Genomic DNA, 18,001 nt, shown 5'->3' on the forward strand with positions numbered 1-18,001 from the left:
AGAAATTAAACTTCAGTTAATAATTAAATATTTAAAAATCCCTTACCTCTAACTTCAGATACATCCACTATGGTTATAAATGCACCTGGATCTATATTATGTACAACAGTATTCAATTCTATCATTTGATGTGAACTTACAATACAATAAAGCATTTTCTTTTTATCATGAGTGTATTCACCTTCTGCAAATAAAGATGTAACTCCACGATTAAGGTCTTTAATTACATATTCAATAATTTCTTTTTCTTTTCTTGTTAAAATAAGGAGAAGTTTTTTACTGCTAAATCCTTTTAACATCCTATCAAGAACTACGCTTTGGATGAATAACGAAATTAATGTATATAAGGCTTGTGGAATACCGAATATTATTGCTCCAATAATTACTATTATCAGATTAAGAGAAAATCCTAAACTACCTATATTAAAATTTGAATACTTTTTTCTAATTAACATTGTTATGATATCAGTTCCCCCAGTAGAACCACTTCTTAAAAATACCAATCCATAACCAATTCCACATAAAACTCCACCATATATACAAAAAATAAGTAAATCACTTTCCATATTAATTAAATATTTAAATGGTTTTGTTATCATAAGTGAAATTGAAAGACAAAGCATTCCTATTGTTGTATAAATAGTAAATGATTTTTCGAGTTTTTTATAGCTTAATATAAGCAATGGTATATTAATTATTAGAATTACTATACCAGCTGGAACTTCAGCTGTATACTCTAGAATTAATGCTACTCCAGTAGCACCCCCACTTAAAAGTTTAGCATGTGATAAAAAAAGATTTACTCCTAAAGATGCTATCATACAACCTGAAAATATGAACAAAATATCAATTATATTCTTTTTATATTTATAATATGTACTCATCAATACACTCCTTATAGCTTATTTATAATTTAATAATTCACTTTTACTCTACATTTCTTTTTGCCAGATATAATTCTATATTTAATTGACTGCATTTTCAACAGAATTTCTTTCTTTTTCGCAAATAATCTTTATCATTCTCCAAGTAATTATGAATAATTCAATCTATGTATTAACAAAATTATCATATTGATATTGAACTCATAATTTAATGTATATTTGTACTATAATTTACTAAAAATCATTATTTTTATAACTCTCATAACTAAAGTATGCCACTTAATTCTACATAAATTCAATATTTATTGATATTATACAAATACAAATTTTCAATTCTTTTTCAATTATATAAATTCCCTAATTGTAGATAAAAACAAGGTCATCAATTTGTTTAAGCGTAACCTTAATAAATTGATGACCTTTATTTTATAAATTTATACGTATAACTTTTACCTTAGATATACATTAATATTAAGTTTTCCTGCATTTCTTGGAATTATCTTATCTTTAATAATTTCTCCATTTATAACTACTTGTGTTTGATTTTCTTCAACATTTTCTTTATCTGTTCTGCAAACTTTTATATTATAATCCTCCTTTTCGTTTGTAATTTTTATCTCAAATTCCTTCCAGTCTTTTGGTATACAAGGTTCTATAACATATCCTTTATCTTTAACTTTTTTAAGTCCCAAAATATTTTCAATTCCAACTCTATACATCCATCCTGATGCTCCAGTATACCAACTCCAACCTCCACGCCCCGCATGAGGTTCTTTTATATAAACATCTGCTGCCATTACATAAGGCTCTACCTTATACATCATACATTCTAATTCTGTTTTTGTATGATTTATTGGATTTATCATATTGAAATATTTTGTTGCTTTGTCTCCAAGTCCAAGCTTTGTTAAAGCTAGGATAACCCAAACTGCCGCATGAGTATATTGTCCTCCATTTTCTCTTACTCCTGGCACATATCCCTTTATATATCCTGGTTCTAATTTTGAATTACTAAATGGCGGTGTAAGCAGTAATATCATTCCTTTATCTTTTTTCACAAGATTGCTATCAACTGCTTCCATAGCTTCAATTGCTCTTGCTCTGCTATCTACAGGTTTTGCCATTCCTTCTGCTAAGGAAACCCGACTCGCATACGCTCGCTGGGTAAGTGACTCACACAAAATCGTAGATTTTGGTTCGCTACTTAACGCACCTGAAATTATTGACCAACTTTGAGCTAATGAATCAATTTGACACTCTGGATTTTCTCTAGATCCAAGTGGCGTTCCATCGTCAAAATATGCTCTTCTATACCAGCCACCATCCCATGCATTTTTCTCTAAGTTCTCTCTTATGAATTCTTTTCTTTCTTCATAATGACTTTTTGTTTCTTTATCATTCTGCATTTCAGCAATTTCAATGAAGCTACTTAATATTGAATATAAGAACCAGCCAAGCCATACACTTTCTCCTTTTCCTTCATTACCAACAGTGCTCATTCCATCATTCCAATCTCCACTGCCCATTAAAGGAATATTATGAACTCCAAATTTTAAAGATTTTTCTATAGCCTTCAAACAATGTTCATATATAGTACCTTCCTTTGAAGATTGATTCACTATGGTATATCTCTCATCTTCACCTTCCCTTAAAGGTTCATCTTCTAAATAAGGAGCTGTTTGATTCAAAATCTCATAATCTCCTGTAGAATTAATATATTCTGCAGTTACATAAGGTAACCATAATAAATCATCACTAAATCTAGTTCTTATACCGGAATTGACAACTGGATGCCACCAATGTTGAACATCACCTTCCACATATTGTCTTGAAGCACTTCTTAAAATTTGTGCCTTTGGTATTTTAGAATCTGCAACACCAAGTGCCATGGAATCCTGAAGTTGGTCTCTGAAGCCATAAGCTCCACCACTTTGGTAAAATGCACTTCTACTTAAATATCTACAACTCAAGGTTTGATACAAAAGCCATCCATTTAAAAGATAATCCAAAGATTTATCTGGTGTCTTAACTTGTATATTTCCTAGGAAATGGCTCCAATATTGTTTTACTTTATCTAATTCTGCTTCTACATTTTCATAAATCTTATATTTATTTATAACTTTTTCTATATTTTCCCTTTCTTCTTGCCCAAATAAAATTACTACTTCTTTCTTTTCACCTTTTCTTAATTTAATACTTGTTACTGCTGCCAAACATGGGTCATAAATTCCACCAAAACGATTACTTAAATTATTATGATTCAAACCTTCTGGCTCAGAAATCTCACCACCAATTCCTATAAATTCTTTATTATCCCCAGTAAAACTTAAATTTTCACCACCTAAGATAGTTAAATAAGCATTTAATTTACCGAAATATTCACTATAAGGATTGCTTCCTCCTATGAAACCATTAGAAATATATGTAGAAATATATCTTGAACTATCGTATTCATAAACGCCCAAGACAAGTTTTGCATAATAAAACACTGAAACATCTCTATCTTCATCACTTAAATTTTCTAAAGTAACTCTTTGAATTTTGACTCTTTCACCTTTTGGTGCAAAGACTTCAAGCTTTCCCTTCAAATCATAAGCAGTATGATTAAATTCAGAATATCCAAAGCTATGTTTTATTAAGTAATCTCCAGAATCTCTAACTGGTTTTGGTGATATTGAAAAATAGTTTCCTGAAATATTATCTTTAATATAAAGAGCTTCCCCTAAAGGATCTCTAATATAATCATTACTCCAAGGGGTTATCTTATTCTCTCTAGAATTCCCACACCAAGTATACCCTGCACCCGCTTCAGATATATGAAATCCAAAATCTTCATTAGAAATAACATTAATCCACGGAGCTGGAGTATTCTTGTAATTAGATAATTTAATTATGTAACTATTATCTTCTTTGCTAAAACCACCATAGCCATTAAAGAAATCTAAATCTTCTACATTTTCTTCATTAACTACCTTTTTAATCTTTTCTTTTATATGATTGAAATTAGATTGATCTTGTGATTCTTGTGTTTCTTCTGTTCCTTTAAGTAAATCATCACCATTTATTACATCCATATCATGATCATATTCTTCATATGTTATTTCATTATTATTTTCCAACATTATATCTGGTGCTAAACTGTTCTTTATATCCATATGTGAATTTAGGTCCTTGCTTAAATCTCCAAATGAATTCAAATTTCGCCCTAAATCCATATGTGAGTTTGATTTTTTTTCTACTCCTGTATATGAGTTTATATTCTTCTCTAAATCTATATATGAATTTAGATTGTTCTTACAATCTACATAAACCCTTGAAATTCCTATTAATAGCTCTTTAACTTCAATGTCCATGGTTGCCTTATTGTGAATAAATATTCCACCTGCTTTGTTTAAAGTTTCACCTCCATCAGAAAACCTTATAGCCTCCATTATTTTCTTTTGGAGAGGTTCATCATAAGAAATCTCTTCATTATTGTATATAACTAAATCTAATTTAACTCCTTTAAGCTTTAAATAATAGTGGAATTTTATCATAGTGAATACTATATTTATATCTCCTTCTTTTTCTATAGCTACCATTATAATAGGAAGATCTCCTGAAATTCCATAAGACCACAAATCTTTTTGGTGTTTTGAGATATTTTTAATATATTCTTCCCTATTTTTTCTTATATTGCTTAAAAAGAATATTTGACTAGCAATACTTTGAAATACATTTGCCTCTGCACTTCTTATTCCAAATTTTCTAAGTTCAAGTTGTATCATTATGCTATAATCTTTGAATATTTTATTTAGCTTATTATTAGAGCTATTTTCTCTACATAATTCTAAAACATCTTCTTTAGAATCACATATTCCGGTTATATAGAAAACCTCAGTTTGTGAATGTGGCTGCAATCTAATTTTAGTTCGCAAGCTCATTATGGGATCTAAAACTGTTCCCACTGTATTATTTAAAGATTTATCATTATCCATAGCTAATGGAGATTTTAGTTCCCTATTCCTACCTATAAAATTTATTCTAGAAGTTTCATATGTAATACTTCCCTCTAATTCACCATTTGTTATTACCTTATGAAATATGTATGGAATTTTTGCATCTTTAACTCTTCCTCTTCTACTTCCTATAAGAATATTTTCTTTTTCATCATATTCTGTTTGAACAAATAGATTAGAAAAAGCAGGATGAACAACATCAGCACCAAAAGTTGCCAACGTTATTTCCATGTAGCTTGTTATTTCAATGCTTCGTGCTTTATCCCCTAAATTACTTAAAATTAATTTTCTAATTTCAAAATTTTCTTCTGGAGAAACTACAATTTCAGTTACAGTTTCAATATTTCCATCTTTTCTACTAAACTTAGCTTTATCCAAATTAAATTCAGCCACATATTTATCACCAGAATTTTTGCAAGGTTCAAAAGTTGAACTCCAATAATCATTAGAATTTAAATTCTTTATATAAAAGAACATTCCACTATCATCACTTGTAGAATTCCCTTTCCATCTATACAGCATAGTATCATTTTTCTTAGAATATCCACTTCCACTTGCTGTAATCATAGATGAATACTCCCCATTACATAATAACAATAGCTGTGGAGCATCTGTATTTACCTTTTCAAATATTCTCGGAATTAAGGTTTCTCCTTCAAGATATTTATTCTTTATAGAAAAATCTTCATTTCTTTCAAAAGTTACATTTTGTGGAATCTTCTCCTTTAATAAAAGCTCTGTTGATTTAACTTCTGGTAAACTATGAAATCTATTAATCAAAATATTATCATTTAAAACATTATCTAAAGACATAAGAGACATACCTAAGTGATGAACCATATAAGTCATGATTTTGTTGATTTTTTGCGAATTGTTTGAAATTCCAACATTTTTTTCATGAGCATTATTTTCATGTATACTTTCAGGAACTTGAAAGTTATCCACATTATCCACATCATTATCTTTGTTTTCATTCCATATATTATCCACGTTTTTATGATAACTATCCACGATTTCATCGTAGTTATCCACATAATCTCCGTTTTTATCCACATTTTGTGGATAATTATTTTCAATTGATAAAATATTATCCTTATTTCTGCCATTATTAGGTTTTTTTATGTTATAGTTATCCACAGCTAGTTTTTCTAATGTTTCATTTTGTATTTCATTCTCTGTTTCTTTTTTAGAAACTGTTATTATATATTTATCTTCTCTAGCTTTAGTATAATCTATAGCTTCAATAAATCCATATCTCCCTAAGGCACCTATCTTTTCAAATCTCTTAAGATTTTTGATTCCAGCATTTTTTGCAAATGTAAGTGTCATTAAAGTTGAATACGGTGATATTACAATTTCATCTTCAAGGCCTCTCTTCAACCCAAGACCAGGTACACCAAATGCTTTATATTGGTAATTTTCTGCAACATCAAATTTATAAAATGCAGATTCTGATATTCCCCAAGGCGTTTTCTTTTGCTTTGCAAAATTTATTTGAGCCTTTATTACGGATCTATAAGTCTGACTAAGCAAAGTTCTAGGATAATTTCTCATTATTAGTGCAGGCATAAAATACTCAAACATTGTTCCACTCCAAGATACGAGAGAGTGAGTATGAAAAGCATTAGTCATTGCCCTACTTAATTTAAACCAATGAGCAGAAGGTACATCATTCTTAGCTATAGCAACAAATGATGCCGTTCTAGACTCCGATGCCAATAAGTCATAATAAGAATTTCCAAGCGAATTTTCTTCTACATTATATCCAATAGAAAATAACTCTCTAGTTTTATCATAAAGAAAACTAAAGTCCATTTCTTCTGATATTTTATTAATATCTTCAATTATCTTATCTATTTTATCCACATATTTTTTTAAAGTAACAATTCTTTGTCCTAATGTGCAATCAAAGTTATCCCCATTTTTTCTTTTATAATCTTCACATCGGTTGGTTAATTCTATAATATTTGGAACGCCCTCAAAAAATTCTTTACTATATAACTTTTCTAGGTCCCCCAAAGTACAATTATAATACTTAATTTTTTTCTTAACCTCATCTGTAAGCTTGGAAATCCAATAATTTGATTCTTCATTATGAAATTTTAAAATACTTTTATTCCAATTTTCTTTTTCACTTAAGTCATTTTCTTCTTCGTTTAAGTTATTTTCTTCTTTATTAAAATTATCATCATTAACCTCATCTAATTGTTGCAGTTTACTTATTTTTTCATTATTTTTAAATTCCTCAACTTTGAATAAGATTTCATTTAGCACTTTAAAATATTCACCAATTTTAACATGTGAAGTAAATTTAAGTTTAATAGATGAATCTTCATCTTCAATTATCTTATAAATATCATTTAAAGCTCCAACTTCCTTTACTCTTATGACTTTATTGTGTTTAAGTTCCTCCATTACTTCTTTCAAAACCCACAAGTTCCCTAGGAGATTTCCACTATCAACTGTTGATACATATCTTGGCCATAGTGGTTCTTTTGTTTTTGTGTTATACCAATTTAAATAATGACCATTTACCTTTTTTAAATCTTTCATACTATTTAATGTAAGTTCCACCTTATCAACAAGTTCAAACATAGTTATATATCCTAAATCATATGCAACAATATTTGAAGTTAATCCCATACCTATGTTAGTTGGAGAAGTTCTATGAGCAACTCCTTTAAATGGATTCTCTTGGTAATTGTCTGGAGCTAAATAATTGTTTTCTTCATTAGCAAAGTCTTGATAATAGGCATATATTCGTCTAGATATTTTTCTTAAATAATTTTTTTCTTCATTCTTTAATGTATTCTTATTGTTATCTGGAAGCTTCACGCTTATACTATACGCTATATATGGACTAAATATCCAAAGTATTCCAACTATCAAATTATAAGTAATAACTACAAAAGAACTATAGAATGATAAATATAGTATTAATAATCCCATTATTGGTGCAATCCACATTCTTTTCAAATAGCCCATGAACGTATTGCTATAATTCTTTTCTACAAACTCTGAAGCCTGCCATTCCAAAAGATTTTTCTTAGAAATACAAACTCGAAATAATGTAATGATTATAGCATGAATCATCAAAAAAGATTGATATGGGATAAAACTTATTATTAATAATATTTGTTCAAAATTTTTGAAGGTTCCCATTAGTTTATTTTTAGGCGTTACAACAAGATCTGTTACTGTAAATACTAAAGAAATTATTAAACCCAAAAAGCAAAGCACTGCAATTTGACTTCTTCCCTTTAAAATGGTCAATGATAAAATAAGAGTAAGAAGTAAGTTAGGTGATAATAAACTCCGCCTTAAATTATCAAATATTTTCCATTTATATAGAAAACTTATTTTATTAGAAAATAGCCATCCTATTAATTGCCAATCTCCTCTAACCCATCTATGCAATCTTTTGCAACTAGATTCATAAAATGCTGGGTATTTATCAATAAATTCTACATCGCTTACCAATGCACATCTTGCAAGTCCCCCTTCTAGAAGATCATGACTAAGTATTTTGTCATCCTTTATTAAATTATGTAATAATGGGTAAAATTCATCTATGTTAATTATTCCTTTCCCTGTAAAAGATCCTTCACCAAATAAATCTTGATAAGTATCAGAATAGGCTACTGAATATCCATCAACACCTTCTTCTCCTCCAAAAACTTTAGAAAAGTAAGTCTGATTTTTACTTTCTAGACTTATGCTCACCTTAGGTTGCATAACTCCATAACCTCTAACAACTTTATTTTCTTTCACATATGGAATATTAAGTACATGACTCATAGCACCTACAAGTTTAGAAGCACTCTCTCTTGGCATAAATGTATCCTCATCTAATGTAATTAGATATTTAACATTGCTTAGCATATGAATTTCTGAACTAAAAACATCATAAGTGTGGTCATTACTATTTCTAATAAGAGCCATAAACTCCATGAGTTTTCCACGTTTTCTTTCCTTGCCCATATAAATATTCTGTTTCTTATTATAAATTCTTTTTCTGCTCAAAAAGAAAAATTTATCCTCTCTCACATCATTAATACTATTACCATTATTATTTCTATTATTATTGCAATATTTTTCATTTAAGCTTCGCGCACATTCGATTCCACACCTAATTATTTCAGTATCCCTTTCCTCACTCTCATAATCAGAGTCACAAAAATCATTAAGCAAGGCAAAGTACAAATTTTTATCTTTGTTCCCACAATAAGCAACTTCTAATTTATCCATAAGCTCTTTAACTTTTTCTTTAGAATTCACAATAGCCGGAATTACAACTACAGTTTTATTCTCATCTGGAATTCCCATACTAAAATTTAATTTTGGAACCAACCTAACTTCTGAAATTTTGCTTACAGTCCAATTAATGAGTCCTATTATTATTTCATTTATAGGAATTAAAATAATTAATAACGAAATTATATATTGAGTTTTAGTATATGTTATTCCTAGCAAACTACTTATAAATAGAAGAATCATACTCACCATAAGAGTTCCTAGAATATTAATAGTTAGATACGTTTCTTCTGAAATCACACCTCTTATATTATGGTGATATCCTTTTATTTCACTTATTCCATCATCAATCAAATAATAACCCACATGACACTTATAACTATCTTCCTTATTATCTTTACTACTTTTAGCAAGTTCTAAAACATAATTTGCTAAACTAATTTCATTTATTTGAATAACTTTAGCTATTTTTTCAAGTTTATGCCTATAATAATCTTTAGACTCAAAATCCATATAGTTATAAATGTCTTCAGGATCTTCTTTTAAAATCTTTTCAACTTTAGAAGTATTTTCAAAAAATCTACGCCAACTTATTCCTTCAATTTTTCTAATTGAATTTATATATTCACCAATATGTTTTTCTAAAAATTCTTCTCTTAAGTTACCTTTTATGCCGTTACTATTAAAATCTGAATTCATTTCCCCATTACTTTCATTTAAAATTCCCTTTTGAATGTTAACAATTTCTTGTGTATATTTAGATAAATTTATAATGATTGCAATTTTAAGCATAAGTGGAAAAGCCCATAACTCACCCATAGTAAAAGTAATTTCATTATTTCCTGCATTTGTATTTAAAATTTCTTCTTCAACATGAACATCTACATAATTCCATTCTGTTTCATTTTGAATACTGTGTTCTTGAAATTCATTTATGTACTTAATAAATTTATCACAGCTAATCTCATCTTCATTATTTATATAATTCTTAGCTACTAAAAAAATACGTGGAATTAGTTCTTTATCTTTTAAGGAAACTCGACTCACATTCGTTCCCTGAGTAAGCGATTCACGCAAAATCTTAGATTTTGGTTCTCTGCTTAAGGAAACTCCACTCGCATGCATTTCCTGAGTAAGTGATTCACCCAAAATCAGAGATTCCAGGTCTCTACTCATAGAAGGAAGACCCTTAAAATAATCTGTAGGCATCTCCATTTTTATTCCTTTATACTCTTTTTCAATCATATATATATTATCAAGAAGCCATTCGCACGCTCCTAGTACTTTATGACCATTTTTTGACAGTTTGCTAAAGTACTTGAAATTTTCACGGATGCATGAAAATCCATCTTCAAGCTCTCTTAAAACATTTTTTCTCACGCCATAAAAGTTATTATTTTTCAAGTAAAAAACTCCCTTCTTAATTGAAATTATCAATTGACAGTCAACAATGGACATTCGATGACAATATCAAATTATTCAATGGAGTTATTTTTACCCAAATTGCAAAATATATTCTTGTTGACTAAAGCATCTTAAAAAAATAACCATCCAAGTTTGCTAATTAAGCATATTGGACAGTTATTTAATCTAAATTATGAATTAATACATTTTTCTTAATGTATTAAACTTTTAATGTTGGTATCTATATTTATGACTAATTGAAAAATTCAGTAAATGCTTTAATTGTATATTCATTATCCTTTACGGATGCTAATTCTCTTATAGAATGCATACTAAGTACTGGTGCACCCATATCTATTACTGGTATATTCAATTTTGCTGCTGTAATTGGCCCTATTGTAGTTCCCCCTCTTAAGTCTGATCTATTTACAAATACTTGGCATGGAACTTCAGCATTTTCACATATACTTTTAAATACTGCACTTGCATAACTATCCGTTGAATAACTACCACCTGCTGCAATTTTTAATACAGGTCCCTTTCCTAACATCGGTTTACTCGTTGGATCAGACTTTTCTGTATAGTTTGGATGTATTGCGTGAGCTAAATCTGCTGAGATCATTATTGAATTACTTAATGTTCTCTTAAAATCTTCTCTTTCCTTTTTAAGTGCTAAAGTTATTCTCTCTAAAATACTTTCTAAAATCGAAGAATTTGCTCCTTGAGCTGTTAAACTTCCTATTTCCTCATTATCTAGAGCCACTAGAACCTTAGTTGCCTTAATTTTATTACTATTTAGTAAAGCCTTTAATCCTGCAAATACCATCCAAAGATCATCTAATCTTCCACATGATATAAATTCATCATTTACTCCAATTAACATACCTTCTGCATATTCATACAAAAACAAGTCAAAATCTAATATATCTCTATAATCTACCTTCAATGTTTCTGCTATTAATTTAAGTAGATACTCATCCTTTTCTAGCTTATTTACAACTATATTTAAACTTTCATTTTCTAGTTTTTCAGTTTTAGTGTTATTAATTTTATTACATGTATTTTCTTCTTCAATTTCTACATTATTTTGAACTTCTAAAGTTAAATTTTCACTATAATCATTATTTTTAATTGTCATTAGTGGTAACGTATCCTTTTGCTTATTATATGAATATCCTTCATTTATATTTCTATTCATATGTATAGCTAAATTAGGAATTATTAAAATTGGTTTATTAACATCAATTAATTTAACTTCTGGATTAAATGGGTCTTCTCCCTTTAGCATAACTCTTCCAGCTATTGATAAAGGTCTATCAAACCACGTACTAAGTATTGGTCCACCATATACCTCAGTATTCAACTTTAGATAATGTCCTTCAACTAGCATTTCAGGATTTGGCTTTATTCTAAATCCTGGCGAATCAGTATGCGCTCCAATTAATCTAAATCCATCCTTTTCAATTTCTCCAGTACCAACCTCAAATGCAATTACAGCAGAATCATTTTTTATAACATAATGCTTTCCACCCTTTTTCAAATCCCATTTATCTTCTTCTTTAACTTCACTATATCCATTCTTATCCAAAATGCATTTGATCTCATAAACACTTTGAAATGCAGTTTTACTTTTATTTATAAAATCTAATAATTCTTGTGCGTTGTTCATATTTGCTCATCCCTCTTTTTCTATATATTGTTAATTTTAATATTAGATATGTTAAAATTAACAATATACAATTAATACTTATTGTATATTATTAACTTAAACAACTCTCTGTTATTATGATTACTAAAAATATTTCTTCAAATCTTCAATTGATTCCATATCAAATATTTCAGTACCTATAACTTCTATTGTATCTTGAGATAAAGACATAAGTTTCTTTTTGTACTCATCTGGTACTATTTTAAATTTCTTTATTAATAATTTTATTAATAAATCTACTTTTCCTTTTTCTATTCCTTTTTCTATTCCTTCTTCCATTCCCTCTTCAAATATCATTTTCCCTACATCAGTCATGCTAACTACCTCCTTAAATCTCTTCTTTGAAATATCATCCCCAAATTTATCGAACAAAGCATATAATAACATTAAACAATTATTATATGCACTATAAGTTCTTGGTTGCGCTTTGCGCCTTTTTTATCTGTGTATATTTTTTGCCACTTCAATACTTTCTAATGTAATGTTACTTTTACCTTTTTTACTAGTCATTAATGGTATAAAGCTAAGTGTCATTATATCCTGTTCTGTTAACTGAATATTATTTTGTACTTTATACTCTATATTTTTCAATTTGGAATCTCCATCAAGATTACTCATATAAAAACCATTCACTCTATAATTAATTGTGCCACAATTTAAAGTAGTCGCAGCGTCTGAAATTTCAGATGAATATACTACTATAGTATTTATGTTTTTCTTGCTTTTATAATGTAAAGAAGCATCATAATATAAAAACCGTGACATATCATCTTTCTTCTTAGTTGTTTGAAATTCAAAATGCAAATACCCACCATCTTCTGTGTAAAATAAATAATCCATCGCATTAGTTTTGATATCAATATTCTTTATTTCAGTTTCTGCTGGTGCAATTATATTAACATCCAAGTCAAAGAATTCTGCAGCTCCACTCTTAAAGATTTCCATTGCTTTCTTGAAAACTGCATCCTCTACCTTATTATAATCCATCTTTATACTCCTTCCAAGTAATGTTATATTAATATATTAACCACTAGAAGAGATTTTATACGAATATACATTCGTTCAATGTACAAGAAAGAAAATAACAAGTTGGAAATACTATGAGATGAACTTGTTATTTTTTTGATTGTGCCTAATTCGAATCCAATAACTTTTATTTACAATTATGTTATAATATATTTGAAAAAGGAGGGCTATTTTATTTTTTGGACATATGGAAGTATTTATATTGCTACTTCTTTTTTTTGGTAAAAAATAAATAATACACATTCAAATAAATTAAGCTGTTAAAAAATAGGGTTTATATTTCTATTTCTCAACAGCCCATTATTCTATACAGCTTTTTAATCATGACTTATATAAGATTATTATTTTTAAGTTGCATTCTTAACATTTCTAAATTCTTTTCTTCCATAGGAAATAGTGGCATTCTAAGTGGTCCTACATTATATCCCATAAGTCCAAGTGCCGTCTTTACTGGAATAGGATTTACTTCTATGAATAATGTATTGATAATATCTAAATATTTTGTTTGAAGATCGCAGCTTTCTTTTACTTTTCCTTCAAAATATAGACTACAAATATCATGAGCTTCTTTTGGCATAATATTTGAGAAAACAGAAATAACTCCTTTTCCTCCAAGAGATAAAATTGGAATTATTTGATCATCATTTCCTGAATAAATATTAAGCTCATCTTTGCAAAGAGCTTTTATTCTTGCAATAGCTGAAATATCTCCACTAGCCTCTTTTGTGGCAACTATACGTGGATGCTTTGCTAATTCAACATATGTTTCAGGTAATATATTAACATCTGTTCTTGATGGTACATTATACAAGATAATAGGAATATTAACCCTATCAGCAATATAATTGTAGTGTTTAATTAAACCACTTTGAGTAGTTTTATTATAATATGGTGTAACCAATAAAAGTGCATCGGCTCCAACACTTTCAGCATACTTAGAAAGTTCTAAAGCATACATAGTATCATTAGATCCTGTTCCTGCAATAACTGGTACTCTTTTATTAACATACTCAGCTGTAAATCTAATAGCTTCTTTATGTTCTTCATCACTCATAGTAGAAGATTCCCCTGTTGTTCCTGCAATTACAATTGCGTCAGTGCCTTTTTCTATATTAAAATCAATTAATTTCTTTAATTCTGAAAAATTCACTCCATCTTCTGTAAAAGGTGTAACAATAGCAACTGCTGCACCAGTAAATATAACATCCTTCATAAAATCTGCCCCCTTGAATACTTTCTAAATAAATTATAACACAGTAAAGTTATACTATAAACTTAGAATGCATTATTAATTAGTAAAAATTTAATTAATAATAAACTAATTTGGGCATATTATTAATTATAATGAACTTGCTTAACTAAAAAGTTGTATTATAATAATATATATTGCATATTCTTAGATAATTATACATAAATGATTGGAGTGTATTAAATGTTTTTTGAACACATGGTTAATATATTTATAAAAAATAATTCTGATATTAAAGATAATAAGGTTAGGAATTCTTATGGTGTATTCGGTGGAATTGTTGGGATTTTAGTAAATGCACTTTTATTTATTATAAAACTTTCTGTTGGACTTTTTGTTTCAAGTATAGCTATTATGGCTGATGCTTTTAACAATCTTTCTGATGCAGCATCTTCTTTAATAACTATTTTAGGCTTTAAACTTTCAAATAAGCCAGCGGATAGAGAACATCCCTTTGGCCATGGCAGAATTGAATATCTGTCTGCTTTAATCGTTGCCTTTATGGTAATGTTAGTTGGTGTACAATTTATTAAATCTTCTTTTCAAAGAATAGTTAATCCAACTCCTGTTACTTTTGAATTAGTTCCATTCATATTACTCTTTATATCTATATTTCTTAAAATTTGGCTTTCAAGATTTAATAAATTTGTTGGTGAAAAAATTAATTCCTCTGCTTTAAAAGCTTCTTCTGTAGATGCTTTAGGTGATGTCTTTACTTCAACTTGTGTCGCTATTTCATTTTTAGCTGCAAACTTCACTTCCTTTCCTATAGATGGGTATATCGGAATGGTTGTTGCATTATTTATAGTTTATTCTGGTTTCAGTTTAGTTAAGGATACTATAAATCCTCTTTTAGGCGAAGCTCCAGACCCTGAACTTGTAAATTCTATTAAAGAAATGGTTTTATCTTACGACAAAATACTTGGTACCCATGACTTAATAATTCACAATTATGGTCCTGGTAAATGTATGGCTTCAATTCATGCTGAAATTCCAAGTGATATCTGTGTTGTTGCTATTCATGAAATAATTGATAAAGCTGAAAGAGAGATTTCTACTGCTCTTAATATCTATTTAGTAATACATATCGATCCCATTTGTATTATTGAAGGTGAAGTCAAAGGCGCTTATGAAGAAATTTTATCTTTAATTAAGAAATATGACTATATTAAATCTATACATGATTTTAGAGTTGTTGGTGAAGGTGAAGTTAAGAATTTAATCTTCGATATAGTTGTTGATTCATTAAATGAATCTCCTATAACCGATTCTGAATTGATTGATAAGTTTTCTGAAAGTGTACAAAAATCTCATCCATATTATAACTGCATAATCACTATAGATAAAGATTTCATATAAAGTTTTTATCTATTTTAACTTTATTACTTCTCATTTGCAACTACAGTTAATCCAACCGATTTTGCATATCCATCTTATTCTTATTAATCAGTTAAAAATTATCAATGTGCATTTAGTAATTACTGATGAAATCTTTTAATGATTTCTAAAAAAATTAAGGAATAAGTCATAAGTGAAAAGTTCATGTTTCCAAACTTTACATTTGGAAATATGAACTTTCTCTATGAGCTTATTCCTTAATTTTCAACTTCAAATCAATTAACAGTTAATTCTTATAGATACTCAAATTCTATATTTTCTTATTATATACCCATAAAATCAGTGATACTCCTTTGTGCAGTGTTACATCAGAGTATCGTTGATTTCAGCTGGGCATCTATAACTTATTTAGAGGAAACCCGACTCACATTCGTTCGCTGGGTAAGTGATTCACACCAAATCATTTGAAAAAGGAAGTTAACTCGTATACACGAGTTAACTAAGTTCGAGAGTGCAAATGTGATTAAAGAATACAAATCACTAAAGTGATTTGCATAAGTTCGAGTAACCAAATATTAAATTTGGACTCTCACTTATCTCACTTATCTACTTAAAGTACCTTAGACAAAAAGTCTATTGTACGTGGATTTTTAGGATTTTTGAATACTTCTTCTGGAGTTCCTGATTCTACTATTTTTCCGCCATCCATAAATAATATTCTATCTCCAACTTCTCTTGCAAATCCCATTTCATGTGTAACAACTACCATTGTCATTCCTTCTTTTGCAAGATTTTTCATAACACTTAAAACTTCTCCAACCATTTCAGGATCTAAAGCGGATGTAGGCTCATCGAATAACATAACATCTGGTTGCATAGCTAAAGCTCTAGCTATTGCAATTCTTTGCTTTTGTCCACCTGATAATGAAGCTGGATATGCATCTACCTTATCTACTAGTCCTACTTTTTCTAATAAAGTTATTGTTCTTTTTTTAGCTTCATCTTTTGAAAGTTTTTTTACTTTCATAGGTGCTAAACATATATTTTCACATACAGTCTTATGAGGAAATAAGTTAAATTGTTGGAAAACCATCCCCATTTTTTCTCTCATTTCATCAATATTAGTTTCTTTTGATGTTATATCTTTACCCTCAAAAGTAATTGTACCAGATGTAGGAGTTTCTAATAAGTTAAGGCATCTTAAAAATGTACTTTTTCCCGAACCAGATGGTCCAATTACAACTACAACTTCGCCTTTACTAATATGCTCATCTATACCTTTTAGTACATCATTTTTTCCAAAGCTTTTATGTAAATCCTTAACGTATATCACTTGCCTTCATCCTCCTCTCTACATATCCTAATATTCTTGTCATCGTGAATGTTATTATAAAGTAAATTACTGCTGCTACTATTATTGGTTCTAACCCTAAAGCCGTATTACCTCTTACAACTCCTGCATTAAACATAAGCTCTGCAACTCCAATAACAGAAACCTGCGAAGACTCTTTAATTACTGAAATAAATTCATTTCCAAGAGCTGGTAAAATATTTTTAAAGGCTTGAGGTATCACAATATGAAACATTGCTAATCCCTGATTCATCCCTAAGCTTCTTGCAGCTTCCATTTGTCCTTTATCTACAGCATCAATTCCAGCCCTCATTATTTCAGATACATATGCTGCTGAATTCAATGCTAAAGCAATTACACCTACAAGTAAGTCTTCCATAGGTATCCCTATAAATTTAGGTAATCCATCAAAATGGGGAAATCCAATATAGATTATATAGATTTGAACTAGAAGTGGAGTACCTCTTACAAATTCTACATAAGCTGTTGCTATAAAACTTATAGGTTTAAATTTTGAACGTCTTAAAAGTGTTAATGCAAGGCCTAAAATTGTTCCAAATAGCACTGCAAAAAATGCTAATACAATAGTTATCTCTGTCCCTTTTAAAAAATATCCAGAGTACTTTTCTAAAAATGTAAAATTCAATATTTTCCCTCCTAATTGTTAATTATCAACGCTTGTTTATTAATAAGAAATTAATTATAATTTTTTATAAAAAACCCGACTCACAGACCTTCGCTGGGTAAGCGATTCACATCAAATCATAGATTTGAGTTCTCTGCTTATAA

The 18,001-nt window shown here is 28.9% G+C and carries 7 protein-coding genes and 1 pseudogene; 1 reads left to right on the plus strand and 7 read right to left on the minus strand.

The features are described from left to right. Positions 1–23: 23 nt before the first annotated feature. From DIC82_02660 to DIC82_02680, 5 genes and pseudogenes are all read right to left on the minus strand, one after another. Positions 24–884, minus strand: coding sequence for a YitT family protein (locus DIC82_02660; protein AWK50056.1), 861 nt, complete (start codon positions 882–884; stop codon positions 24–26). 449 nt (positions 885–1,333) lie between these two features. Further along, positions 1,334–10,540 (minus strand): glycosyl transferase, encoded by a 9,207-nt coding sequence (locus tag DIC82_02665; protein AWK50057.1) that lies wholly within the window; start codon positions 10,538–10,540, stop codon positions 1,334–1,336. 253 nt (positions 10,541–10,793) lie between these two features. Continuing rightward, positions 10,794–12,209 (minus strand): M18 family aminopeptidase, encoded by a 1,416-nt coding sequence (locus tag DIC82_02670; protein AWK50058.1) that lies wholly within the window; start codon positions 12,207–12,209, stop codon positions 10,794–10,796. A gap of 123 nt (positions 12,210–12,332) precedes the next feature. Continuing rightward, positions 12,333–13,235: pseudogene (locus DIC82_02675) on the minus strand (hypothetical protein). Between the two features lie 367 nt (positions 13,236–13,602). After that, complete coding sequence (locus tag DIC82_02680) at positions 13,603–14,487, minus strand: 4-hydroxy-tetrahydrodipicolinate synthase (GenBank protein ID AWK50059.1); 885 nt, start codon at positions 14,485–14,487, stop codon at positions 13,603–13,605. A 219-nt stretch (positions 14,488–14,706) separates the two neighbouring features. On the opposite strand from DIC82_02680, the gene DIC82_02685 reads away from it, so the two are divergent. After that, on the plus strand, positions 14,707–15,882 hold the full coding sequence (locus DIC82_02685; protein AWK50060.1) for a cation transporter: 1,176 nt from the start codon (positions 14,707–14,709) through the stop codon (positions 15,880–15,882). Between the two features lie 589 nt (positions 15,883–16,471). Here the strand turns inward: DIC82_02685 and glnQ are convergent. Both glnQ and DIC82_02695 read right to left on the minus strand, forming a co-directional pair. Continuing rightward, a complete protein-coding gene (gene glnQ / locus DIC82_02690; protein ID AWK50061.1) occupies positions 16,472–17,194 on the minus strand; it encodes a glutamine ABC transporter ATP-binding protein in 723 nt (240 codons plus the stop codon). Further along, positions 17,181–17,858 carry an arginine ABC transporter permease gene (locus DIC82_02695; protein ID AWK50062.1) on the minus strand — a complete coding sequence of 226 codons (678 nt, stop codon included), beginning with the start codon at positions 17,856–17,858 and terminating at the stop codon, positions 17,181–17,183. The genes glnQ and DIC82_02695 overlap by 14 nt, the downstream gene beginning before the upstream one ends. Positions 17,859–18,001: the final 143 nt, after the last annotated feature.

It is taken from the genome of Clostridium beijerinckii, assembly GCA_003129525.1.
GTDB classification, from domain to species: Bacteria; Bacillota; Clostridia; order Clostridiales; family Clostridiaceae; genus Clostridium; species Clostridium beijerinckii_D.